The sequence below is a fragment of the Halioglobus sp. D3-4 genome (assembly GCF_055809315.1).
Genome location: NZ_CM147907.1, coordinates 26184 through 50337, shown reverse-complemented (window position 1 = coordinate 50337; position 24154 = coordinate 26184). Strand labels below are relative to the sequence as shown.

The following is a 24154-nucleotide window of genomic DNA, read 5'->3' as shown; positions in this document are numbered from 1 at the left end:
GGATGGAATCCAGCAGTTCATCAACTGTACCCAGTAAGACTATGAACCCACGCCTTTGTTCCCGGATTTAGAAAAATAATTTGTACGGCGGCCTGATCACACGATTGTCAATCTGACATTCGCGATTAAACCTCTGATTTGGCACTAGCACAGATTGAACCGCCATCTGGACGGAGCGGGAGTGTTCAGACAAAGCCCAAACACCTGAACTCGTCCCTGATCACTCCGAACCCACGGTCCGGCGACTCCTGAGGGTTGGACAGGGAGACGCAGCGATACTACTCTAGTACACATTTGGACTTCCGCACCCAGCGAACTGAAAGGTATCCGTTATGAGTAAACTGTACAGTGACAACGCCGAAACAATTGGCGGCACTCCACTGGTCAAGATCAACCACATCAGCGATGGGAACATTTTCGCGAAGCTGGAGAATCGCAACCCGGCGATGTCCGTCAAGTGCCGCATCGGTGCGAGCATGGTGAGCGCCGCTGAGCGCGAAGGCAGCCTCAAGCCCGGCATGTGCATCGTCGAGCCCACCAGTGGCAATACTGGTATCGCGCTGGCGTTTGTCGCCGCCGCCAGAGGCTACGACTGCATCCTTACCATGCCCAATACGATGAGCCTGGAGCGGCGTATGCTGATGAAATCGCTGGGCGCAGAAGTGATACTGACAGATGGCGCCAAGGGCGTTGCCGCGGCGATCGCAAAAGCAGAGGAAATCCTGGCTTCCGACCCCAAAAAATACTGGGGTCCACATCAGTTTGAAAATCCCGCCAACCCTGAGGTGCACGAGAAGACCACCGGTCCGGAAATTTGGGAGGACACTGACGGCGCGGTCGACATTCTCGTCTCTGGCGTGGGCACCGGCGGCACCATCACGGGTGTTTCGCGTTACCTGAAGAACACGTGCGGCAAGAATGTGCTGAGCGTCGCTGTAGAGCCCGATACCAGCACCATGATTACAGCCGCCAAAGCCGGGGAGGAGCCGCGCCATGCGCCGCACAAAATTCAGGGTATCGGGGCGGGTTTCGTACCCAAGAACCTGGATCTCTCCATGGTCGACCAGGTTGAGCAGGTCACCAGCGATGAGGCTATCGCATGGGCGCACAAACTGATGCAGCAGGAAGGGATACTAGCGGGCATCTCATCGGGTGCTGCAATGGCGGTGGCACACCGTCTGTCGCAACAGGAAGAGCATCGGGGCAAGATGATTGTTGCGATACTGCCGGATTCCGGCGAGCGTTATCTGACCTCTGCCCTGTTCGCCGATACCTTCACTGACAATGAGACTGTACAAGCGACGGTCACCTGATCAGTCGGTGGTAACCGCGCGCCTGACAAGGGCTTGCAGGCGCGCTTTCACATCGGGCCACTCGGCTTCAATCACACTGAAATAAACCGAATCTCGCAGATAGTTGTTCTGCACAATCATATGGTTACGCAGCACGCCTTCACGGGTGGCACCGATTCGCAGCAGGGCTTGCTGCGAACGCTGGTTGCGGCTGTCCGTCTTGAATTCTACCCGCACACAACCGAGGCGCTCGAAGGCGTGTGACAACAGCAACAGTTTCGTCTCCGTGTTGACAGCGGTGCGCTGCCACTCCTGGCCCAACCACGTCCAGCCAATCTCCAGAGCGCGATGCTCAGGGCGGATGGCAAGGTAGCGGGTACTGCCGACCACCCGTCCCCGGGCCGTTTCGATAATGGCAAACGGTAGTTGCCCGGGTGTGGCCAGAGCCTCATCGACCCAGTGGCGCGCATCCGCCATATCGACAAAGCAACTGCGCGGCAAGTAGGCCCAATCCGCTTTAACCCGACCCCGGTTGTACAGCCCCTGAGCATGCTCGCGGCTCAGTGGTTCAAGGCGCACAGCATCGCCTTTAAGGACAACGGGGCCAATCCGTAGTGACACGTGAGTTTCTCCTGTCAGGGTATCAGCACTGTTGAACCGGTAGTTTTACGACCTTCGAGATCACGGTGCGCCTGTTGCACATCTGTCAGCGCATAGCGTTGATTGATTTCAATACACACGTCGCCGCTCAGTACACGCGCAAAGAGATCATCCGAGGATTGCTGCAGTTTTTCGGTCGTCATCGTGTAGGTGAGCATGGTCGGCCGTGTGATGAACAATGAGCCCTTGTTGGCCAAAACCTGCAAATCGAGTGGCTCCGGTGCGCCCGATGCGTTGCCAAAACTGACCATCAGCCCACGCGGCTGCAGGCAGTCCAGTGATATATCAAAGGTATCCTTACCCACACCGTCATACACCACCGGGACCTTGCGACCACCGGTGATCTCCAGCACCCGCTGCACCACATCTTCCGTGCGGTAGTTGATGATATGGGTGAAACCGTGGGCAAGCGCGAGTTCCGCCTTCTCCTGCGAGCCGACGGTGCCGATAACCGTCGCACCGATGCTCTTTGCCCATTGCCCGAACAGCGTGCCGACACCACCGGCAGCGGCGTGGAACAGGCAGGTGTCACCCGCTTTCAGCGGAAAGGTTCGCTGCAGCAGGTACTCTGTGGTCTGCCCCTTCAACAGGCACGCCGCCGCCTGTTCAAAGTCGATGCCATCGGGAATTTTTACCAGGCGTGATGCGGGCAGATTGAGCGCCTGCGCATAGGCGCCAAAGCCAGCCGAGCAGTAAGCCACACGGTCACCGACTGCCAGCCCCGCACCCTCTCCCACAGCCTGTACTTCGCCGGCGCCCTCCAGGCCAATTCCGGTTGGCAGCGCTAACGGGTACAGACCGCTGCGGTGATAGGTGTCGATATAGTTGAGCCCGATGGCCCTGTTGGCCACGGTAACCATACCCGGAGCTGGCGGCTCGAGATCAACCTCCTCCAACTGCATTACCTCGGGGCCACCTGTCTGATGTATTCTCACCGCCTGTACCATCATACTCTCTCCTGTGTTGCACATCCGCTTACAGCGTCTGACGCACTCTTTACTCGCTAATATACCCGCTGCATGCAATCCGGGGATATAATACCGCGGAACGTGCAACTACGCAGTGACAGGGTAATGCTCTGTGCTGAGGCAGCGCTACTGTTTCGATATCAGCCACATTCGCGGGCATGGCAGCACCAGTTTCAATAGACGAAACGCCCGACACCATCAACCAGTTTACAGCGGAGCGCATGAACGTGTTCGAAGAACTAGAGCTTGATCGTCAACTGCGCCTCGGCATCGATGCGATTGAACTGACAACCCCGACTGAAGTCCAGCAACTGGCTGTACCAGCGGCGCTTGAGGGAAAAGACCTGCTGGTGAGTGCTGAAACGGGCAGTGGTAAAACGCTGGCCTACCTGATCCCGCTGTCGCAGAAAATTCTCGCCGCCGATACCGCCAAACGCGCGGGCACACTGGCGCTGATTCTGGTACCAACGCGCGAACTGGCACGTCAGGTGTTGAAGCAGTGTCGCGAGTTACTGGCGCAATCGCCGCTGAAAGCGCAGGCCATTACCGGTGGCGCCGATTTCAAATACCAGAAAGCCCAACTGCGCAAAGACCCGGAAATTGTCGTGGCAACCCCCGGCCGCCTGTTGGAGCATTGCCAGACGCGCAGTGCCGACCTGCGCAACTTGCAGACCCTGGTGCTGGATGAAGCGGACCGCATGCTGGACATGGGCTTTCGCGAAGATGTACTGAAGATCGCCGAATTTGCCGCACCGGGCAAGCAGGTCATGCTGCTCTCCGCCACGCTTTCGCACCGCGGCGTGGGGGCCATATCGACAACATTGCTGCAGTCGCCGCAGACCATCACGGTAGGCCAGGTGCGCCAGGCACACAGCAGTATCGACCATCAACTGATTCTCGCAGACAGCCAGGAACACAAGGACAAACTGCTGTTCGCGCTGCTGGATCAGGGAGGCTTTCACCGTGCGCTGGTCTTCGCCAATAAACGCAACACTGCGACGCGCCTCGCCAACCTCCTCAAATACCAGAAATTGCGCTGTGCCGCGCTGCACGGAGAGATGAGCACCGAGGAACGCAAACAGGTCATGCACCAGTTTCACGAGGGCAAAGTCACTACAGTGTGTGCCAGCGACCTGGCAGCACGCGGTATCGATGTCAGTGGTGTCGACCTGGTGGTGAACTACGACATCCCCTACAGCGGCGACAACTACCTGCACCGCACCGGCCGCACCGGTCGCGCCGGTGAGCGCGGGCTGGCCGTATCGCTGGCCAGCGCCTCGGAATGGAATCTGATGGCCAGTATTGAGCGCTACCTCGCGATGCGCTTTGAACGGCGCACCCTGCCCGGCCTGAAGGCGAAGTACAACGGCCCGAAAAAGCTGAAATCATCCGGCAAGGCGGCCGGCAGCAAGAAAAAAGTACCGAAAAGTGCCGCCGAGAAAAAGAAGACGCGTGCGCGCAACAAGAAAAACGTCGGCAAGCGGCGGACATCATCCAGCGCTGATACAACCGTGACCAACGACGGTTTCGCGCCACTGAAGAAAAAGAAGCCACGTAGCTGATGCGCGTGTTTTTTGGCCTGTTACCAGACCCAACTACTGCGATGCAGATCGCGAGTTGGCGCGACCGGCAATTACTCTGCACAGGGTCACCGGTAACTGTTGCCAACTTCCATATCACACTGGCGTTTATCGGTGCACTGGAAGACTCAGCCATTGAGCGGCTGTGCCTGTCCGTCGACGCCTGGCTGCGGCAACATACAGTGCCGGGGGCAACAGTACAGCTCAATAGCACAGGGTACTGGCACAAACAGGGCATCTACTGGTTGGGGCCTGAGCACTGGCCCGATAACCTCACTCGGCTAGCGCAGAAGTTGAACAGCTTTGGCAGTGCAGCCGGTGCCAAACGCGACAGAAACCCTTTCCGTCCGCATATCACCCTGTTCCGCCAGTGCAGCGACGCGCCGCCGGCTGCGTTGCAGACGCCGGTAATACCGATGACATATACGGGTTTCGCCCTGTTTGAATCACGACGCGGCAGGAAGGGCGTCAGCTATCACGTGCTGCAGGACTGGACGCTGCCGAGTGCGGAGACTGCGGAGTCTGCACGCAATGTATGAAACCCTGGCGGTGCTCGCCCTGTTTGTACTGGTTTACAGCGCCGTCGCCGGTCGCATTGAACGCAGCTGGATCAGCGGCCCGATGATTTTTACCGCGTTCGGCTTGTTGATCGGCCCACCCGGTTTCGACCTGCTCGTTTGGGAAACAGACATGGAGTTGGTGCGCAGCCTGGCCGAGATAACGCTCGCGATGGTGTTATTCACTGATGCGGCCGGCGCCCATATCGGGACACTGAAAAAATTTAGCGCGATACCGGCCCGGCTGCTGTTGCTAGGGCTACCGCTGACCATCGCACTGGGCTTCGCCGTGGGTGTGGCGCTGATTGATTACACATCCCTGCTGGCGGTTGCGGTACTGGCAGTCGTACTCGCTCCCACCGATGCGGCGCTGGGCAAAGCGGTTGTCACCAACGAAGCAGTTCCGGATGAAATACGCCAGAGTCTTAATGTAGAGAGCGGGTTGAATGACGGTATCTGTGTACCGGTTTTGCTGCTGTTTCTGACACTGGCACTGGACCAGGCAGGCAATGCCGCACCATTGGCACTGGCAGCGAAGCTGGTGCTCGAGGAAATTGGGATCGGCCTGGCCGCCGGGCTTGTACTGACCTTTCTCGCGATCAATCTCTTAAAATTCTGCTGGCACCACCAGTGGCTGACCCGAACCTGGATACAGATACCGATCGCTGCCCTCGCACTGAGCTGCTTTGCGGTGGCACAGTACCTCGGTGGCAGTGGGTTTGTTGCCGCGTTCAGCGGTGGTCTGCTGATGGCCTTTATGGATACGCATCTGTCCCGTGAAGTCAGGGAGGAATATCTACTCGCGTCAGAGGGCACCGGCGATACACTGGCACTGGTGACCTGGGTCATTTTCGGCTCGGCCGTGGTGGGTCAGGCGCTCGGGCATTTCAGCTGGATGATTCTGCTCTACGCCTTCCTGAGTCTCACCATCATCCGCATGCTGCCAGTGTTCCTTTGCCTCCGAGGTAGCGGTATCGATACCGAAGGCAAGCTCTTTATCGGCTGGTTTGGGCCGCGCGGCCTGGCCAGTATCGTGTTTACGGTAATGGTAGTGAACAGCGGCCTACCCGACACCGGGGCGTTTGCGATGACCGTCGTCTGTACCATTGTGCTCAGCATCATCTGTCACGGCATCACGGCCAACGCCTGGGCCAGGGCTTATGGTCGGCGGCGACAGATTGTGCGCGCGAACGGGGCTACCAACCCAGTCCGGAACAACTGACCTGACACCCGGATATTTTCCTACGGTCGATTGCGGTACTATCGCGGATCATCATCAAAAAGGAACCCGGTACCATGTCCAACCCGCTGCTCGAATCACACACGATGCCACCCTTTTCTCGCATTGAACCGGCGCATGTGGAGCCCGCTATCCGGCAATTGATCGAGCGCAACAAACAACGTATTGATGAGTTGCTGGCCAGTACCGACGCCTACAGTTGGGACAATTTTCTACAGCCCATTGAGGAGCTGGATGATGAGCTGTCCAGAGCCTGGTCTCCCGTTTCGCACCTGAATAGCGTCTGCAACAGCGATGCACTGCGCGAGGCCTACAACGCCTGTCTACCACTACTGTCTGAATACGGTACATGGACAGGTCAGCACACCGGCTTGTGCGCTGCCTACCAGCAGATTGCCGATAGCGATATCTTCGACAAGCTGGACACCGCAAAACGCAAGGCCATCGAGCACGCGTTGCGCGATTTCCGCCTGGCCGGTGTTGCCCTGCCGGACGCCAAAAAGAAACAGTACGGCGAACTGCGCCAGCGCCTGTCGAAACTGGGCAGTACCTTTGGAGAGAATGTACTGGATGCGACTAATGCCTGGTCCAAACAGGTGTCACGGGAAGATCTGAGCGGTTTGCCGGAGACGGCACTTGCCAGCGCCCAGCAAGCCGCGAAACAGGCAGGGGTGGAGGGCTATCTCATCAATCTTGAGTTCCCCTCACTGTCTCCGGTACTGAACTATTGCGACAACCGCGAACTGCGCGAAGAAGTGTATACCGCCAACTGCACCAGGGCCTCGGAACAGGGCCCTCACGCCGGGCAGTGGGACAATTCCAATATCATCGTCGAAATTCTTCAGTTGCGCACAGAGCTGGCAAAGCTGCTGGGGTTCGACAATTACGCCGAACTGTCACTCGCCACCAAGATGGCAGACGACCCGGATACCGTGATGGAGTTTCTGCAGCAACTGGCCGCACAGTCCCTACCACAGGCAGAGGCCGAGTTCCGTGAACTGGTAGAGTTTGCCAGCGCGCAGAGTGAACTCACTTCGCTGGAGGCCTGGGACGTAAGCTACTACAGTGAAAAGCTGCGCCAGAGCCGATACCAGGTATCGCAGGAAGACATCCGCCCCTATTTGCCAGCTGATAGGGTACTACTGGGCCTGTTCGACGTTGTAAAGCGCCTGTACGGCGTCGATGTCAGGGAGGTAGAGGCATTCGATAACTATCACCCCAGCGTGAAACTGTTTGAGCTGCTGCGCGGCGGGGAGGTTATCGCCCGCTTTTACCTCGACTTGTATGCCAGGGCAGACAAGCGCGGGGGGGCCTGGATGGACAACTGCCGGGTACGCCGCCTGACCGATCAGGGCCTGCAGATACCCGTGGCGTATCTGGTGTGCAATTTCACCGCACCGGTGGAAGACAAGCCTGCGCTCCTCACCCATACCGAACTCACAACGCTGTTCCATGAGTTCGGGCACGGACTGCACCATATGCTGACCCGCCAAACTGTGGCTGCAGTCTCCGGCATTAATGGTGTGGCCTGGGACGCCGTGGAACTGCCGAGTCAGTTCCTCGAGAACTGGTGTTGGGAGCGCGAGGCACTGGCATTTATTTCCGGACACTGGGAAACCGGCGAGCCGCTGCCGGAAGAGTTGCTCGATAAACTGCTGGCGGCGCGGAACTTCCAGTCCGGCATGATGATGGTCCGGCAACTGGAGTTTTCACTGTTTGATTTCCGCCTGCACCGCGAATGGGGCAGCGACAGCTTTGACTCGGTACAGGGCCTGCTCGATGAGGTACGCCAATTAGTTGGCGTGATTACACCACCCCCGTTCAATCGCTTCCAGAATGCCTTCTCACACATCTTCGCCGGCGGCTACGCTGCCGGTTACTACAGTTACAAATGGGCCGAGGTGTTGTCAGCTGACGCCTTCTCCCGCTTTGAGGAAGAAGGCATTTTCAATGAAGCCACCGGTGAGGACTTCCGCAAGCACATACTGGAAGTCGGCGGCTCCAGAGAGCCAATGGATGTATTTGTCGCCTTCCGTGGCCGCGAGCCCAGTATCAAGCCGCTGCTGCGGCACTGTGGGATAACCGGCTGAGCCCCGGTTATTCCTCACTGCCCAACCAGTTATAGACAATACCGGCCAGAGCGGCGCCCACAATGGGTGCCACCCAGAACAGCCAAAGCTGGGAGATCGCCCAACCGCCTTCAAACAGCGCCACCCCGGTGCTACGCGCCGGATTGACGGAGGTGTTGGTCACCGGAATACTGATCAGGTGGATCAGGGTCAGGCAGAGGCCTATCGCAATCGGCGCCAGGGCCGCGGGTGCACGCTTGTCTGTGGCGCCCAGAATCACAATCAGGAACATAAAGGTCATCACCACTTCCGTCACCAGTGCCGCGGTCAGGGTGTATCCACCGGGCGAGTGAACACCGTAACCGTTGGAGGCAAAACCACCCATCTCAAATCCGGGTGCACCCGTGGCGATCACATACAGGACAGCCGCGCCAGCAACACCGCCTAGTACCTGGGCCACAATGTAGGGTATAAGCTCCGACGCCGGAAAGCGGCCGCCTACCCACAAGCCGACAGAGACAGCCGGGTTGATATGACAGCCCGATATATGTCCGATGGCAAACGCCATCGTAAGCAGGGTGAGACCAAACGCGAGGGCAACGCCCAAAAAACCAATGCCCAGGCCCGGAAAACCTGCAGCCAATACCGCGCTGCCGCAACCGCCCAGAACCAGCCAGAATGTCCCGATAAACTCCGCACCGAGTTTTTTACTCATGCTCATGATCATATCTCCGACAATGGTTAAACCTGCTCTTCCCTGTGCACTCGTGAAAGCCTAGCATAGCCACGGAAGGAAGCCAGCGGCAGAAATACACCCGATTGGGTACTGCCCACTGCTGCGAAGGCGTGCAGATAACCTGAATAATAGTTAAAAATTACCTATTTTCTCTGCCGGTCTTGGAATTAGAATCTGCGCAGGCTCGGCACAGGCCGCCATTAGGCCGAGCCGGGCGAACCTCATCCTCTGGAGCGCACAGCTTGTCTACGACCACAAACCTTCTTCCCACTCTGATGCGGCCATCAAATACCAATTTCACCACCCGTCTGGTGACACTCCTGTTGGGTGCCGTGCTCCCCGCTATGGCATTGTCCGCAAATGCTGATACCTCAAGCGTTGGGCAGCACATTCCAACGGCGAGTGAGTTGCTCTCCGGCAGCAGAGTCGTGGAGGATAATTTCAACGCCACTACCGGGTTTCACCTCATCCAGAACACTATCCAACTGCAAACCCTGTTTACAGATACCGCAGCAAAAAGCACCTTTATTCTCGATTCTGGAGCGCCAATGACTCTCGCCGCACCGCTTGTGAGCGAACTGGGCCTGACACCGATGGCGAAGGCCACACTGGCAGGACCCGAGGGCGGCAGCAGCGAGGTGCCCGTGGTTCGCATACCGGAGATCTCGATCGCCGGATTGGTCTTTCAGAATGTCGGAGCCGTAGTGGACTGGGTGCAACCGCCCGATCCGCTTGCCTGCCTCTCCACTGCAGGGTTAATGGGTGCAAGCCTGTTACAGGCTGCGATCTGGCAGATCGACTTCCACAGCAAGCAAATCACCATCAGCAGTTCCCTCAATGGCTTGTCCGGACTCATGGACGCCAGCAAATTTCCGTTCAAGCGCTCTGATGCTGCTGGGTCTCCGCGCATTGCAGTCGGTGTGAGCGATGCCGAGAATGTATCCCTGCTGATCGACCTAGGCTTCAACGGCTCGATTGCAATACCCACTGCGCTGCTGGAAACGGCCGGTGACAGCATCTCTGACTCAGCGCCAACTGAAGTGGGACAGGCGTCCTCGACAGTCTTCGACAGCAAGGCGTCCACCGTACAAATCACCAGACTGAAGGAACTGCGTCTGGGAACACTGCGACTGAAAAACTTTCCGGTGGTTACCGGCACGGCTGTTTCGGACTTTCATGTCGGCATTGAGTTCCTGCGCCACTTTCGGGTAACACTCGACTGGGTGAACAATGATCTCTACCTGGAGCTGCGCGAGCCTTCAAGCGCACTTTATGATGACTTCGACACCTATGGCTTCGCGCCAAAGGCGCACAACGGCGGGCTGATTGTCGGTGCGCTATGGCGCGAGGGAGCGGCGGCGCAAGCGGGGCTTGAACTGGGTGACAGGCTCGTGGCCATCGACAATAGGGACACCACCGCACCTGACTTTGAATCCGTCTGTAGTCTGCTGGATGAGATTGGACTCTACGGCTCGAACGACGCGACCATCGCGGTCACAGTATTACGCAACGGGGTGAAAAAAACGGTGCAGGTGGCCAGAACGCCTCTGCTGTCGGGGCAATAAGGCTCGCTTCGGCTCAGCTGCTGCGCCAGTTGGCGCAGCCCTTCTGCCCAGGCCCGGATGCCACGCAAAGCTCGATCTCGCGCAAATCGTCGGCCGCGCTGTCCGCCAACAGCTGTTGCAACAGGTAGGCTGAAAACTCCTCAACGGTGGCGTTGCGGATGGGTAGCACCAGTGTGTCGCTGCACAGAAACAGCATTTCCTCGCCCGCAAAACTGACGCGATAACAGGCGCCCTCCTCGGTAACCGTCTGATACGGCGAGTCGCCGGCAAGAAGCATATACTCATCCAGTGCGTCGCAGAGCGCGGCGAGCCGGTTTTTATACACGTTGTAATCCGCAGAAAAGCCATTGTTGCCCATCGGGGCGACAATTTTGGCCGACACGGAATAGTTATGCCCGTGTAAACGCTCTCGCTCAGTGGCTGAAAAGATCGTGTAATGGGCGGCGGAAAACTTGTGGCTTTCCTTGTCGATATACAGCGTGGTCAATTGTTCCATCGCCACAGTTTAACCAAGGCGCACCTTGACGTCACTGCAGAAATCACGGAGCCTCACAGACTGTGACAGACATAATGCCGGGCGTCGACACCCGCGCGACAGACGAGACGTGTTATATGAAAGTAGCCATCATAACCGGTGCCAGTGTCGGCATCGGACGCGCCACTGCCCAGGCTTTCCTGGACGAGGGCTTCAACGTATTCAATCTGGCCCGGCGCGAATGTCCAATTGAAGCCGTGACCAACCTGGCGTGCGATCTGGCCAGTGCACAGGCGATTGAGCACTGCATCGCAACGCTGGTCCCGACACTGGCAGACTGCAGTGAAGTCGCGCTGGTGCACAACGCCAGCCAGATGCGCAAGGACAGTGCTGGCGATTGCGCGAGTGACAGCCTTGAGGCTGTGCTGGCGACCAATGTCATCGCCATCAACAGCCTCAACCAACAGCTATTGCCGCTGATGCCGGCATCCTCCAGCCTGCTGTACGTGGGCTCGACACTGGCTGAAAAGGCAGTCGCCAACTCGTTCAGCTACGTGGTAAGCAAGCATGCGCAACTGGGCATGATGCGCGCCAGTTGTCAGGACCTGATGGGCAGCGGCATTCACACCGCAATGATCTGTCCGGGATTCACTGATACCGAGATGCTGCGCACGCATCTGGGCAATGACCCGGAGGTGGCTCAGGCTATCGCCGGCATGAACAGTTTCGCGCGCTTCATCGAACCGGAAGAAATTGCCGAGCTAATCCGCTGGGCACATCACAATCCGGTGATCAACGGCGCCGTATTGCATGCCAATCTGGGCCAGAAGGAGAGCTGACAGCCGATGTTCAACACCGCGACCAGCGCACCAAACGGCCGTGGACCCCAGCGCGGACTAACGCCTCTCTGCGCGGTGCAACCCGCACCATGATCAGCTCCAAACTACCCGCCGTCGGCACTACCATTTTCACCGAAATGTCGGCGCTGGCCAACGCGTGTAACGCGCTGAATCTGTCGCAGGGCTTTCCCGATTTCGACGCACCGCCAGCACTGCTGGAGGCGATGGCCAGGCGCGTGATGGCAGGACACAACCAGTATGCGCCGATGGCGGGCCTGCCCGCGCTGCGCGAGCAGATTGCCGCCCAACTGTTGCTGCATCGCGGTGTGCACTGCGACCCCCAAAGCGAGATCACCGTGGTACCGGGCGCTACCGAGGGCATTTACTGCGCAGTGATGGCCTGCGTGCACACGGGCGATGAAGTGATTGTGCTGGATCCCAGCTATGACAGCTATGAGCCCGCCATCGCACTGGCCGGTGGGCGCGCCGTACATGTTCCGCTTGAGCCGGGCAGCTTCGCCGTCGACTGGCAGAAGGTGACAGCCGCCATCACATCCCGCACCCGGTTGATTATGGTGAATTCGCCACACAACCCCTGTGGTGCAACGCTTTCAACCGACGATATGCTGCAGTTGCAAGCGCTGGTGGAACAGCACAATCTGCTGGTGGTCAGCGACGAGGTTTACGAGCACCTGGTATTCGACGGCCGTCAGCATCACAGCGCACTGCAATTTCCGGCGCTGCGCCGGCGCAGCTTTGCACTGTTCTCTTTCGGCAAGACCTTCAGCGTCACCGGCTGGAAAACAGGCTACTGCGTCGCGCCCCGGGCGCTGACCGCAGAACTGCGCAAGGTGCACCAGTTTGTGTGCTTCGTAGCGGTAACACCGGTGCAGTTCGCGCTGGCGGACTTCATGGCAGCCGAACCGGAGTATCCCGCGACGCTGGCCGCATTTTACCAGCGCAAACGCGATCTCTTCTGCAATGCCCTGCAGGGTTCGCGCTTCGGGATTACACCCAGCGCGGGTACCTATTTCCAACTGCTGGACTACAGTGCGATCACCCGCACGCCGGACAGGCAACTGGCCGTGGACTGGACCCACCAGCACGGCATCGCATCCATACCGATCTCCGTTTTCTACGAGGAACCGTTCGAGCAGCACTACCTGCGTTTTTGCTTTGCAAAGACCGACGAGGTGCTGTTACAGGCGGCTGAGCGACTATGCAAAATTTGAACGTCACATTGGTGCAGTGCGAACTGGCCTGGGAACAACCCGAAGACAACCGGCGACAGATTGGCGATATCCTCGCCAACTCAGATCCCAACACCGACCTGATCGTACTACCGGAAATGTTCACGACAGGGTTCTCGATGAACGCGCTGGAAAACGCAGAAGCACCAGGCGGCGCAACCGAGGCGTGGATGACCGGACTGGCGAAAGAGTATGACTGCGCCGTGACCGGCAGTATCGCCGTACGTGTGGAACAGGGTGTTTACAACCGCATGCTCTTTGCCACCCCCGATGGCATACAACACTACGACAAACGCCACTTGTTCCGCATGGCAGGCGAACACAAGCGCTATCAGGCGGGAGAGCAGCGCGTGATTGTACAGTGGCGCGACTGGCGCATTCTGCTGCAAGTCTGCTACGACCTGCGTTTTCCGGTATTCAGCCGTAACCGCGAGGATTACGATCTCGCGCTCTACGTCGCCAACTGGCCGGGGGCGCGACGCTATCACTGGCGCCAGTTATTGATCGCCAGAGCTATCGAAAACCTGTGCTGTGTGGTGGGTGTGAATCGTATCGGCAAGGATGCCAAAGGGTTGGATTACAGCGGCGACAGTCTGGCGATCGCCGCTGATGGTCACTTGCTCGAAGATGCCCAAAGCAACAGTGTGGCCACGACCATTGCGCTGGATGCCGACGCACTACAACAGTACCGCGAGGGGTTTCCCTGCCATCTGGATGCCGATCGCTTCCATCTTGATTGAGTAGCGCGCTTACCAGCCCATCGCCTGTTTCACAAACGGGATCGACAGCGCGCGCTGCTCGGCAAGGGAGGCTTCGTCCAACGTATCCAGCACGCCCAGCAACTGCTCCATCGCGCGCGGCGCGCGACTGACGATATAACTGGCGACGCTCGCAGACAGCGATAAACCCCGGCGCATCGCTCGAAATTGCAGTATCGCGGACTTTGCATCGTCATCGCCCTCCACCAACTGGTAAACCACCGCCCAGCTCAGGCGCGAACGCAGATCCGCCAGCGCCACCGGCAGCGCGCGCGGCGGTGCATCAGCAGCCAGCAACAGACGGCAGTCCTGCTGCCGTGCACTGTTGTAGAGATTGAACAACGCCAGTTCCCAGTCGGGATCGCCCAGCACGGTATGTATATCGTCCAGGCACACGCGATCCATGCGCTCCACCCCCTGCAATACCTCCACTGGCGGGTATTCGCGCAACTGCGCCAGTGGCAGGTACAGCGTCTCGGCGCCTGTCACATGGCAGGACGCCTGCAGCAAATGTGATTTTCCGGTACCGGCAGTCCCATACAGATGAATGACCGCCTCACCGCCCGGCTGCATCTGCAGTTTGACGGCATCCAGCAGTGGCTGCGCCTGCGGCAACGCCAGAAAATTATCCATCGTGGCATCATCGCGCAAGTGCACCGCCAGCGACAGTTGGCGCTGACGGGGAGCCACTGCGGATGTGGACTTCGGCTCGGTCACCGCCACTGATAATTCAATTGCGTGGCATCGCCAAGTGTGGGGATAGCGGTCAATCGCTCGTTTAGCTCGATAATACCTGCGAGGCGCGCGGCATCGGTTTTCGCCAACAAACGGAATTCAACACGCTCGCCCTGTAAGCTTTCCAGATTGGCGTATTCAACCAGCTCCAGATTTTCCAACCAGTTGGCAAGTGCTGCGTAATCCTTGTAGTTCGAAATGCCATTGATCGTCAGGCGCAAGCCGCTGTCGTCTGCGCTACTGGTGGGCGCAACGGCATAACGCGAGGCCATATCCGCGGCCACAATATTCACGCCGCTGTTCAAGAACGCCTGCAAATCGGGCACGGTCACTGACCGGTTGATGCGGTCATCCTCACGAAAATAACTCCAGTCACCCAGCGATGTACCTGCGCTGGTAACTGCCAGACGCCCCGCCACCACTTCCTGCGCATTGTAGCGGGCGGAGGCGCGCTCTATAGAGGTGGCATCCAGCGACCAGACGTCCGCGGTACTGATTGCCGCAGTATCCTGGAGGTCGAACACAGGAAACTGTACCGGCACGCCGCGCCGCGAAAACGTATCCACGAGCAGCTGCGCCTCGTTCGGTGCAGTTTCCTGATTGATGAAGTGCCTGCCCTGTTCATCCTCAACCACGATCCAGACCAGCACCGCAGGGCGGTTGGCCGTCCACAACGGCGCACCGGACTCTGTCACGAGGTCGGTGATATAGCGGCCATCGAACTCGAAGCGCAGCGACAGTGCCGGAGCGGGTGGCGTACCACGCAGATAGGAGTATTGCAGAACGTGGCTACGGGCATCTTTCAGCGCCGCCGCGATACCCGGATACTGCAGTACACGCTTGGAGCCTGACACCTTGACCAGCACCTCCGCCATCGCCTCTTTAGACGCTGAATCCAGTACTTTAGAGCTCTGCTCGGTCACCGGCACGCTCGCCGCGTAGAGATCGGCGACCACTTCGGCCACTGTGCTCTGCGCTGACAGCAGGGCGAGCCATGCACATAATCCTGTCAACAACGGCGCCACGCACGCTTTTTTCACAGCCTTCTCCCACAGGGTTTGCCAAGCGCGCATTGTAGCAGCACTAAGCGCTACTGCGCATAGCCAAGAAACAGGCTATGAGCCAAAATGAGAGTGCGCTTGCCCCGCATGCACGATAAAATACCCGGCCTCAACCCCCACCAAATATTGACTGGACTCCACGCAATGAGCGATGACAACGGCAAAACGGCCCTGAGCTACAAGGATGCAGGTGTCAACATTGACGCCGGCAATGCACTGATCGAGCGGATCAAGGGCGTTTCCGGCCGTACCAAACGGCCCGAGGTACTGGGTGGATTGGGCGGATTTGGCGCTCTGTGCGAGATTCCCGCTGGTTACAGCCAGCCGGTTCTCGTGTCCGGCACCGACGGTGTCGGCACCAAGCTGCGCCTGGCTATGGACATGGGCATCCACGACACGATCGGCATCGATTTGGTCGCGATGTGTGTGAATGATCTGGTGGTAGCAGGAGCAGAACCCCTGTTCTTCCTCGACTACTACGCCACCGGCGCCCTCAACGTCGATACCGCTGTGGATGTCGTCACTGGAATTGGCAAAGGTTGCGAACTCGCGGGCTGCGCGCTGGTTGGCGGTGAAACGGCCGAGATGCCCGGCATGTACCAGGGTGAAGACTACGACCTGGCCGGCTTCTGTGTCGGTGTGGTGGAAAAATCCGGGATTATCGATGGCAGCACAGTCGCCGCTGGCGATGTATTGCTCGGCATTGCCAGCAGCGGTCCCCACTCCAATGGCTACTCGCTGATTCGCAAAATTCTCGAGGTCAACGTGGCCGACCTGGAGCAACCCGTGGGCGACACCACGCTTGGACAGGCGCTGCTGACGCCCACTACGATTTACGTCGAGGCGCTGTTGTCCCTGTTCAAGGACGTGAAAGTGAAGGCGCTGTCCCATATTACCGGCGGCGGGTTACTGGAAAACCTGCCTCGTGTGCTGCCGGCAGACTGCAATGCCCAGATCGACACCGGCAGCTGGCAGTGGCCCGCCGTCTTCGAGTGGTTACAGAGCTACGGCAATGTCGATACCAACGAGATGTACCGCACCTTCAACTGCGGTGTGGGTATGGTGCTGTGCGTGGCGCCGGAAGATGCCAGCAAAGCGCTGGAGCTGCTCAATAAAGCGGGGCACAACACTTGGGAAATTGGCCGTATCGCCGCCGGTGAAAATAGGGTTGAACTCCTGCCGTGAGCACAGCTGAACTACCCCGTCTGGCTGTATTGATCTCCGGGCGCGGCACTAACCTGCAGGCTTTCATCGACACCTGTAAGGACGGTACGCTGCCGGCGCACATCAGCCTCGTCATCAGTAACAACCCCGACGCGGCCGGCCTGCAGCGGGCCGAGCTGGCCGGTATTGCCACCCGCTGTATCAATCACCGCGATTTCAGCAGTCGCGAAACATTCGACGCTGCACTGGTAAAGGAGCTGCGCGCGCACTCCGTCGACCTGGTCATCCTGGCCGGCTTTATGCGCATCCTGACACCCGTGTTAATTGAGCCCTTCCTCGGGCGGTTGCTGAATATACATCCCTCGCTGCTGCCCAAATATCCGGGGCTGAACACACATCAACGGGCGCTGGATGCCGGTGATGCCGAAGCCGGTGCGACGGTGCACTTTGTCACCGAGGAACTGGACGGCGGCCCGCCAATTATCCAGACTCGCGTACCCATCCGACCCGGCGATACCGCTGACAGCCTCGCAAGTCGGGTGGCAGAACAGGAACATGTGATCTACCCGATCGCTGCGCGCTGGTTTGTTGAAGGGCGACTGACGCTGTGCGGGCAGCGGGCGACGCTCGATGGCGAGCCTATACCGGCGACGGGCATAGCCCACACCTGAGAGGCTACTTGTATGCATGTTGTCCTCTCCGACGCCTGGTCGGGTGAGGTAAGGTCGTCAGGCCTTGGGCAGTGTGACGCCGCGCTGACCCTGATATTTTCCACCGCGATCCTTATAGCTGACTTCGCAGACCTCGTCGGATTCAAAAAACAGCATCTGCGCCACGCCTTCGTTGGCATAGATCTTTGCCGGCAAGGTTGTTGTATTAGAGAATTCCAGTGTGACATGGCCTTCCCACTCGGGCTCCAGTGGCGTGACGTTCACGATAATGCCGCAGCGCGCATAGGTGGACTTGCCCAGGCAGATGGTAAGGACATTGCGAGGAATGCGGAAATACTCCACCGTGCTGGCCAGTGCGAACGAGTTCGGCGGAATCACGCAGACATCACTGACTACATCGACAAAGCTGCCCTCGTCAAAGCCCTTGGGGTCCACCGTCGCTGAGTTGATATTGGTAAACACCTTGAACTCGCGGGAACAGCGCACATCGTAGCCATAACTGGATGTGCCGTAGGAAATCAGCCGCTCACCACCACTGGCGCGTACCTGGCCGGACTCAAACGGCTCTATCATGCCGTGCTCGGCCGCCATTTCCCGGATCCATCTGTCTGCTTTGATACTCACGCGTCGGTCACCTGTAATTGAAATCAGTTCAGTCGTCGGAAATTTTTATCTCGGGAAACTGCTTCACAACGCCGTCGCTTGGCGCAGCCAATGCCTCCATCACTGCCGCCGCCGCATCCAGATAAATGCGGGTGACGTCTGAATCGGGTTCACTTTCCACAGTGGGCGTTCCGGCATCTGTCTGTTCCCGTATCGACAGTTTTAGCGGCAGGCTGGCCAGCAGGGGTACGCCATAATCTGCAGCGATACGCTCGCCGCCGTGCTCGCCAAAGATATGTTCGCTGTGCCCGCATTTACTGCAGATATGCACCGCCATATTCTCGATCACACCCAGCACCGGCACATCGACCTTGCGAAACATCTCGATACCCTTGCGCGCATCCAGCAGTGCGATGTCCTGCGGCGTGGTGACAATGACCGCGCCCGACACCTTGGCTTTCTGCGACAAGGTGAGCTGTATATCGCCCGTACCGGGCGGCATATCAATCACCAGGTAGTCCAATTCACCCCAGAGCGTCTGCTCCAGCATTTGAGCGAGCGCACCGCCGGCCATCGGGCCACGCCACACCATAGGCGTGCGGTCGTTGACTAGATAACCCATTGACATTGTTTTGAGATCGTACGCCTGAACCGGCAGCAGATACTGTCCACCCTGTTGCTCCGGGCGGGTATCGGCCGGCAAGCCCAGCATCAACTGCTGGCTGGGGCCGTAGATATCCGCGTCCAGCAGACCGACACTGGCGCCCTGCGCCTTGAGTGCGAGCGCGAGATTGACAGCGGTGGTGGATTTGCCAACGCCGCCCTTACCGGAGGCGACTGCGATAATGTGTTTGATCTGGTTCATGTGTACCTGTGATGCGCATGGGCCCTGGACCGAAAATCGGGCCGGTGTTTTCCCGGCCCGCTAGTATAGGGATATGGCAACGATACAACAATGCGGGAGCGCCGAAGCGCTGATGCGGCCGGAATTCGACTTTCCGACCGCGCGGGGCTGACTACTGACCTACTACAGCGATATTGAAGAAGCTGGTTGTGCCACTAACCTCATTACCCAGTATCAGCATGGGGTTACCGGTAGGGCTATCCTGCGCTGCCACGACTTTGATGGACTCGGGGCCCAGATCACCGACCAGCGCCAGGTCATCCTCGACATCATCCACACTGAAGTCGCGTGTATTGATGTACTGCACAAACTCGGACGCTTCCGGCGTGGTGATGTTGTACACCATAATGCCACCGACCCGTTCCAGGCCAATAAATGCGTAGGTGCGACCCTCGATTTCAGCAATCTCAATCGCCTCGGGCTCCGGCCCTTTATCGTCGGAGCGGTCATCGCCTTCATTATCGTCATTACTGGCATTGAAATGCTCTCCCAGGCGATTAGAGGTAATCACCTCAAAATCGCTGCCGGAATCGAACACCGGCTGACCCGTCTGCGTATTCCAGATCGTGAATGAGCGCGCGCCGTAGGCATACAGTGCTTCATAGGTGCAGTCAGCTTCAGGCTGCCCGGTCGTCGCCAGCGAAGCGCAGGTGCCGGTGGTACCGAGATTCGCAATCACCTTCAGACGACCCAGTTTTTCATCCTCTTCAAAATCCTCGCCGGCCAGAGCGACCAGATCGGGATCAAAGCCCGCGCCGTTATCGGATATATCCTTAATTCGCACTTCGTCGAGGTAGTGAAAGCAGTCACCGTCATCGTAATCGAAACCACCTTGCGCCTCACAATCATCGGAACTGTCGGCATCCGTCAGGTATTCGCGGCCATCTCCTTCGTTGGCTGTAACGACATATGTGACGCCATCAAATTCGAAGGCATCCGCACTGTCCGGCATATAAGCTCCGAACACCGGTATATTGCGAATATTTACGCCATTGTCGCGGTTGCTGGGATCTATTTCATTGCCGGGAACAGAGTAGTCCTTGTAACCCAGACCCATCACTTTCTCGATGCTGTTGGTGGTGATATCCACCACGGCAAAGGCATTGTTTTCCTGCAACGTAACCCAGGCGGTGCTGCTGTCGGCAGAGACGGCAATGTATTCCGGCTCGAGGTCCTGGGCGACCGATGCGGCCTTGGCCGAGATACGCACTGGCCCGGTTAATCCGCCGTTGTTAAACGCGGTAAAATCCAGTTGCGTCACATTGGCCTGCGTAACACTGGCAACCCCGGCAGAGACATCGATAATGGTGATAGAACCCGGAGGATCGACAGAGTAGTCACTATTGGGCTCGCCCTCATTGGCCGCCAACACAGTATTGCCATCGGGCGTGAAGATCACCATATCGGGCAGGGCTCCGGCTTCCACAACACTGAGGAAGGTGCCATCTGTCTGGTAGAACGCGATATAGCCATTGGCTTGCTTATTGTCTGCTTCGATCGCCACCGCCAGAACGCCGTTGCTAACCGCTACGCTGTTGGCTGCGCCGAGGTCGCTGGTACCCATGCCAAGCGCGCTGGCAACATCTGCCGCCACATCCAGCGTCATCGTCAACGTCGGCGATGACGGTGCTGAGGCATCAATCACATCGATCTGACCCGAATTGGCATTGACAACATAGGTCATGCGCGTTGCAGGGTCATAGTCTACAATCTCTGCCGCGGACTCATCGAAGACACCAGTTTCATAGCGCCCCATCAACGACAGGGATATTGTCGTCACTGTGGCATCACTGCCATCGGAGCCTGCCGGCCCCGCGGGACCAGCGGGACCCGTCGCGCCTACGGGGCCATCATCACCGTCGTCACCGTTACAGCCCATCAGTACCAGTGGCAGGCTTACAGCCGACAGCGCGAGCATTTTCTTCCAATTCATTGATTCACTCCAGATTACGTTTTTTGTGTGTTGTATTGCAGCCCGAGAAGTTAGTCGCTCCCCGTGAACGTCTGGTGAAAGAACGATGAAGGAAAAGTGAAGGATTAGTGCCGGAGAGCGGTTTAACACTGGTACTGTGACAAATCAGTGACAGCACAGGACGCACTGCGAGCCCAGGTGGAATTACCCCTGTATTCGCTAGCGGACAAGGTGCGAACCCAGTATCGAACCAGGCAACGTCATCGGGCGGGTGAAACACACGGACAAAAACGCTATAGTAACGCCCCTTTTTTCGGACACAGACAATCGCCATGCCTGCATCGGCTCCACGCAAAATCCTGGTAACCAGCGCATTGCCCTATGCCAATGGTTCCCTGCACCTCGGACACCTCCTCGAACAGGTACAGACCGATATCTGGGTGCGCTTTCAGAAATCGCGGGGACACCACTGCCTCTATGTCTGTGCCGATGATGCCCACGGCACCGCAATCATGCTGACCGCAGAGAAGCTCGGCATCACACCGGAACAGCAGATCGAGAATATCCAGCGCGAGCATATGCGTGACAGCGCCGGCTTCCTGATCGGCTTCGACAACTTCCATACCACGCACAGCGAAGAGAACCGCGTCTGGAGTGAAACCATCTACCAGCGCCTTAAGGACAACGACCATATTGCGTCACGCGCAATCACACAGGCCTTCGACCCAGAAAAACAACTGTTTCTGGCAGACCGCTTTATCAAGGGCACCTGCCCGCGCTGTAAAACAGCAGACCAGTATGGCGACAACTGCGAGGCCTGCGGCGCGACCTACAGCCCCACCGACCTGATCGACCCAGTATCAGCGATCTCCGGCGCAAAACCCATCGACAAGGAATCCATCCATTTCTTTTTCAAGCTGCCCGAGTTCGAGGGCATGCTCAAGGAATGGCTGGCTTCGGACAGTCTGCAACCGCAGGTGGCAAACAAATTGCGGGAGTGGGTCGAAGCCGGGTTGCAGGAGTGGGATATCAGCCGTGACGCACCCTATTTCGGTTTTGAAATTCCCGGCGAACCCGGCAAGTATTTCTATGTCTGGCTGGATGCACCTATCGGCTATATTGCCAGCTTCCAGAACTACTGTGATCGCACCGGGCACCCGTTTGACGAATACTGGCAGTCCGGCAGTGATACCGAGTTGTACCATTTCATCGGCAAGGACATCATCAATTTCCACGGCCTGTTCTGGCCGGCCATGTTGCAATCAGCCGGGCTGCGCTCGCCGTCTGCGATTTATGCACACGGCTTCCTCACGGTCAACGGCACCAAGATGAGCAAGAGCCGCGGCACCTTCATTAAGGCCAGCACCTATCTGGAGCACCTTGACGCACAGTATCTACGCTACTATTTTGCCGCCAAGCTCAGTGGCTCTGTCGATGACATCGACCTGAATCTGGAAGACTTTGTACAGCGGGTCAATTCCGATGTAGTCGGCAAAGTAGTCAACATCGCCAGCCGCTGTGCCGGTTTTTTGCGCAACAACTTCGACAACAAGCTGTCGACACGCTGTGCGGAAGAAACCATGGTCGAATCCTTTATCGACAGCGGTGAAGGCATTGCTGAACTGTACGAGCAGCGCGAATTCAACAAGGCGATCCGTGAGATCATCGCGCTGGCGGACCGCGCCAACCAATATATCGACGAGAAAAAACCCTGGGCCCTGGCCAAACAGGAGGGCACAGCACAGGAGGTTCACGATGTCTGCAGTGTAGGCATCAACCTGTTCCGTGTATTGATGACCTATCTCAAACCGGTGCTGCCGGCGATGGCAGAAAAATCCGAGGCCTTCCTGCAGTGTTCACTGGACTGGACCACACTGCAATCTCCTCTGACGGCGCATGCGCTGGCCGAGTTCAAACTCCTGCTGACGCGTATCGATCCAAAGCAGGTGGCGGCAATGGTAGACGCGAGCAGAGAAACCCAGGCTGAGGCCGCAGCACCGACAGCCAAAACCAAAGCCAAGTCAAAGAAAGCGAAACCCGCTGCCAATGCAGCGCCTGCGGATACCATCGAGTTTGATGACTTCGCCAGGATTGACCTGCGGATTGCCGAAATCGTTGCAGCAGATCATGTTGAGGGAGCCGATAAACTGCTGCGCCTGACACTGAGCCTCGGTGAGTACGCCGAGCAGAAACAGGTATTCGCCGGCATCAAGTCGGCCTACCAACCGGAAGCCCTGGTGGGGAAGCTGACGGTGGTTGTGGCCAACCTGGCGCCGCGAAAAATGCGCTTCGGCGTGTCAGAGGGCATGGTGCTAGCGGCAGGCCCCGGCGACAAGGAAATATTCCTGCTGGAGCCACACGCGGGGGCGAAGCCCGGTATGCAGGTAAAATAAGCGGACGTTTTTTTACAGACTAATGGGTATTAGTTCGCAAATTCAGACTGCCTAAATTTCCTGTAAACGCTAGAATAGGCAGCTTGAGAAAAAAAGAGTGAGCACCGTGATCGACACCGGTGCCTGTTGAGAGCACAACAATGTTGGCAGACTATTCCATATTGTTGGTCAGTGCGATACTGGTCAACAATTTCGTACTGGTACAGTTCCTGGGGCTGTGCCCGTTTATGGGTGTGTCCAACAAACTCGAGGCCGCCATGGGCATGTCCATGGCGACCACCTTCGTACTGACTTTGGCCTCAGCCTGCAGCAACCTGACTTACCATTTTTTGCTCCTGCCGCTGGGCCTGGGTTATCTAAAAACGATCGCCTTTATTTTGGTAATCGCAGTGGTGGTACAGTTCACTGAAATGGTGATGCGTAAGACCAGCCCACTGCTGCACCGCGTGCTGGGTGTCTATCTGCCCCTTATCACCACCAACTGCGCCGTGCTGGGCGTTGCCCTGCTCAATATCAGCAAGGATCACAGCTTTCTTCAGGCCCTGTTCTACGGCTTTGGTGCCGGCGCCGGCTTTTCGCTGGTACTGGTCCTGTTTGCCGCAATGCGCGAGCGCCTGACGGTCGCGGATGTGCCGGCACCCTTCAAAGGCGCCGCCGTCGGCATGATTACCGCCGGGCTTATGTCGCTGGCCTTTATGGGTTTTGCGGGACTGGTATAAACG

22 protein-coding genes are annotated in these 24154 nt (G+C 57.9%); 13 read left to right on the top strand and 9 right to left on the bottom strand.

The window, feature by feature from the left end; all coding sequences use genetic code 11:
- The first annotated feature begins 332 nt into the window (after window positions 1–332).
- Entirely contained in the window at window positions 333–1313 is a 981-nt protein-coding gene (gene cysK, locus AC0L6S_RS00210; RefSeq protein WP_473426400.1) for a cysteine synthase A, read from the top strand.
- Here cysK and AC0L6S_RS00205 read toward each other — a convergent pair whose 3' ends face one another.
- Both AC0L6S_RS00205 and AC0L6S_RS00200 read right to left on the bottom strand, forming a co-directional pair.
- The gene (locus tag AC0L6S_RS00205; RefSeq protein ID WP_473426399.1) at window positions 1314–1913 is read right to left on the bottom strand and encodes a GNAT family N-acetyltransferase; all 600 of its coding nucleotides are present in this window, start codon (window positions 1911–1913) and stop codon (window positions 1314–1316) included.
- Window positions 1914–1927: 14 nt separating this feature from the next.
- On the bottom strand, window positions 1928–2902 hold the full coding sequence (locus tag AC0L6S_RS00200; protein ID WP_473426398.1) for a quinone oxidoreductase family protein: 975 nt from the start codon (window positions 2900–2902) through the stop codon (window positions 1928–1930).
- Between the two features lie 176 nt (window positions 2903–3078).
- Here AC0L6S_RS00200 and AC0L6S_RS00195 point away from each other — a divergent pair, with 176 nt between their 5' ends.
- From AC0L6S_RS00195 to prlC, 4 genes are all read left to right on the top strand, one after another.
- Window positions 3079–4482: a DEAD/DEAH box helicase gene (locus AC0L6S_RS00195; protein ID WP_473426397.1), complete on the top strand. Its 1404-nt coding sequence runs from the start codon at window positions 3079–3081 to the stop codon at window positions 4480–4482.
- A complete protein-coding gene (gene thpR, locus AC0L6S_RS00190) occupies window positions 4482–5039 on the top strand; it encodes an RNA 2',3'-cyclic phosphodiesterase (RefSeq protein WP_473426396.1) in 558 nt (185 codons plus the stop codon). The genes AC0L6S_RS00195 and thpR overlap by 1 nt, the downstream gene beginning before the upstream one ends.
- Window positions 5032–6279 carry a cation:proton antiporter gene (locus AC0L6S_RS00185; protein WP_473426395.1) on the top strand — a complete coding sequence of 416 codons (1248 nt, stop codon included), beginning with the start codon at window positions 5032–5034 and terminating at the stop codon, window positions 6277–6279. The genes thpR and AC0L6S_RS00185 overlap by 8 nt, the downstream gene beginning before the upstream one ends.
- A 74-nt stretch (window positions 6280–6353) precedes the next feature.
- Entirely contained in the window at window positions 6354–8387 is a 2034-nt protein-coding gene (gene prlC, locus AC0L6S_RS00180; RefSeq protein WP_473426394.1) for an oligopeptidase A, read from the top strand.
- 7 nt (window positions 8388–8394) lie between these two features.
- Here prlC and aqpZ read toward each other — a convergent pair whose 3' ends face one another.
- On the bottom strand, window positions 8395–9087 hold the full coding sequence (gene aqpZ, locus AC0L6S_RS00175) for an aquaporin Z (RefSeq protein ID WP_473426393.1): 693 nt from the start codon (window positions 9085–9087) through the stop codon (window positions 8395–8397).
- A 257-nt stretch (window positions 9088–9344) separates the two neighbouring features.
- Here aqpZ and AC0L6S_RS00170 point away from each other — a divergent pair, with 257 nt between their 5' ends.
- Window positions 9345–10667, top strand: coding sequence for an aspartyl protease family protein (locus AC0L6S_RS00170; protein ID WP_473426392.1), 1323 nt, complete (start codon window positions 9345–9347; stop codon window positions 10665–10667).
- A 13-nt stretch (window positions 10668–10680) separates the two neighbouring features.
- On the opposite strand, the gene AC0L6S_RS00165 is transcribed toward AC0L6S_RS00170, so the two are convergent.
- Window positions 10681–11163 (bottom strand): 6-pyruvoyl trahydropterin synthase family protein, encoded by a 483-nt coding sequence (locus AC0L6S_RS00165; RefSeq protein ID WP_473428528.1) that lies wholly within the window; start codon window positions 11161–11163, stop codon window positions 10681–10683.
- 62 nt (window positions 11164–11225) lie between these two features.
- Here AC0L6S_RS00165 and AC0L6S_RS00160 point away from each other — a divergent pair, with 62 nt between their 5' ends.
- The 3 genes from AC0L6S_RS00160 (at window position 11226) to AC0L6S_RS00150 (ending at window position 13971) form a co-directional block, all read left to right on the top strand.
- Window positions 11226–11981, top strand: a complete 756-nt coding sequence (locus AC0L6S_RS00160; RefSeq protein ID WP_473426391.1) for an SDR family NAD(P)-dependent oxidoreductase — start codon at window positions 11226–11228, stop codon at window positions 11979–11981.
- An 89-nt stretch (window positions 11982–12070) separates the two neighbouring features.
- Window positions 12071–13213, top strand: a complete 1143-nt coding sequence (locus AC0L6S_RS00155; RefSeq protein WP_473426390.1) for a methionine aminotransferase — start codon at window positions 12071–12073, stop codon at window positions 13211–13213.
- On the top strand, window positions 13201–13971 hold the full coding sequence (locus AC0L6S_RS00150) for an amidohydrolase (protein WP_473426389.1): 771 nt from the start codon (window positions 13201–13203) through the stop codon (window positions 13969–13971). Before AC0L6S_RS00155 ends, AC0L6S_RS00150 begins: the two co-directional genes overlap by 13 nt.
- A gap of 9 nt (window positions 13972–13980) precedes the next feature.
- Here the strand turns inward: AC0L6S_RS00150 and hda are convergent, their stop codons facing one another.
- Window positions 13981–14712 (bottom strand): DnaA regulatory inactivator Hda, encoded by a 732-nt coding sequence (hda, locus tag AC0L6S_RS00145; protein WP_473426388.1) that lies wholly within the window; start codon window positions 14710–14712, stop codon window positions 13981–13983.
- Window positions 14703–15764, bottom strand: coding sequence for a DUF2066 domain-containing protein (locus AC0L6S_RS00140; RefSeq protein ID WP_473426387.1), 1062 nt, complete (start codon window positions 15762–15764; stop codon window positions 14703–14705). The genes hda and AC0L6S_RS00140 overlap by 10 nt, the downstream gene beginning before the upstream one ends.
- Before the next feature lie 165 nt (window positions 15765–15929).
- Here AC0L6S_RS00140 and purM point away from each other — a divergent pair, with 165 nt between their 5' ends.
- Both purM and purN read left to right on the top strand, forming a co-directional pair.
- Window positions 15930–16970 carry a phosphoribosylformylglycinamidine cyclo-ligase gene (purM, locus tag AC0L6S_RS00135; protein ID WP_473426386.1) on the top strand — a complete coding sequence of 347 codons (1041 nt, stop codon included), beginning with the start codon at window positions 15930–15932 and terminating at the stop codon, window positions 16968–16970.
- Complete coding sequence (gene purN, locus AC0L6S_RS00130; protein ID WP_473426385.1) at window positions 16967–17620, top strand: phosphoribosylglycinamide formyltransferase; 654 nt, start codon at window positions 16967–16969, stop codon at window positions 17618–17620. Before purM ends, purN begins: the two co-directional genes overlap by 4 nt.
- A 57-nt stretch (window positions 17621–17677) precedes the next feature.
- On the opposite strand, the gene dcd is transcribed toward purN, so the two are convergent.
- The 3 genes from dcd to AC0L6S_RS00115 all read right to left on the bottom strand — a co-directional run bounded on the left by dcd (window position 17678) and on the right by AC0L6S_RS00115 (window position 21060).
- Complete coding sequence (dcd, locus tag AC0L6S_RS00125; RefSeq protein ID WP_473426384.1) at window positions 17678–18244, bottom strand: dCTP deaminase; 567 nt, start codon at window positions 18242–18244, stop codon at window positions 17678–17680.
- Window positions 18245–18272: 28 nt separating this feature from the next.
- On the bottom strand, window positions 18273–19088 hold the full coding sequence (gene apbC / locus AC0L6S_RS00120; RefSeq protein WP_473426383.1) for an iron-sulfur cluster carrier protein ApbC: 816 nt from the start codon (window positions 19086–19088) through the stop codon (window positions 18273–18275).
- 151 nt (window positions 19089–19239) lie between these two features.
- Complete coding sequence (locus AC0L6S_RS00115; protein ID WP_473426382.1) at window positions 19240–21060, bottom strand: choice-of-anchor I family protein; 1821 nt, start codon at window positions 21058–21060, stop codon at window positions 19240–19242.
- A 311-nt stretch (window positions 21061–21371) separates the two neighbouring features.
- Here AC0L6S_RS00115 and metG point away from each other — a divergent pair, with 311 nt between their 5' ends.
- Window positions 21372–23432, top strand: a complete 2061-nt coding sequence (gene metG / locus AC0L6S_RS00110) for a methionine--tRNA ligase (protein WP_473426381.1) — start codon at window positions 21372–21374, stop codon at window positions 23430–23432.
- A gap of 140 nt (window positions 23433–23572) precedes the next feature.
- Entirely contained in the window at window positions 23573–24151 is a 579-nt protein-coding gene (gene rsxA, locus AC0L6S_RS00105) for an electron transport complex subunit RsxA (RefSeq protein WP_473426380.1), read from the top strand.
- Window positions 24152–24154: the final 3 nt, after the last annotated feature.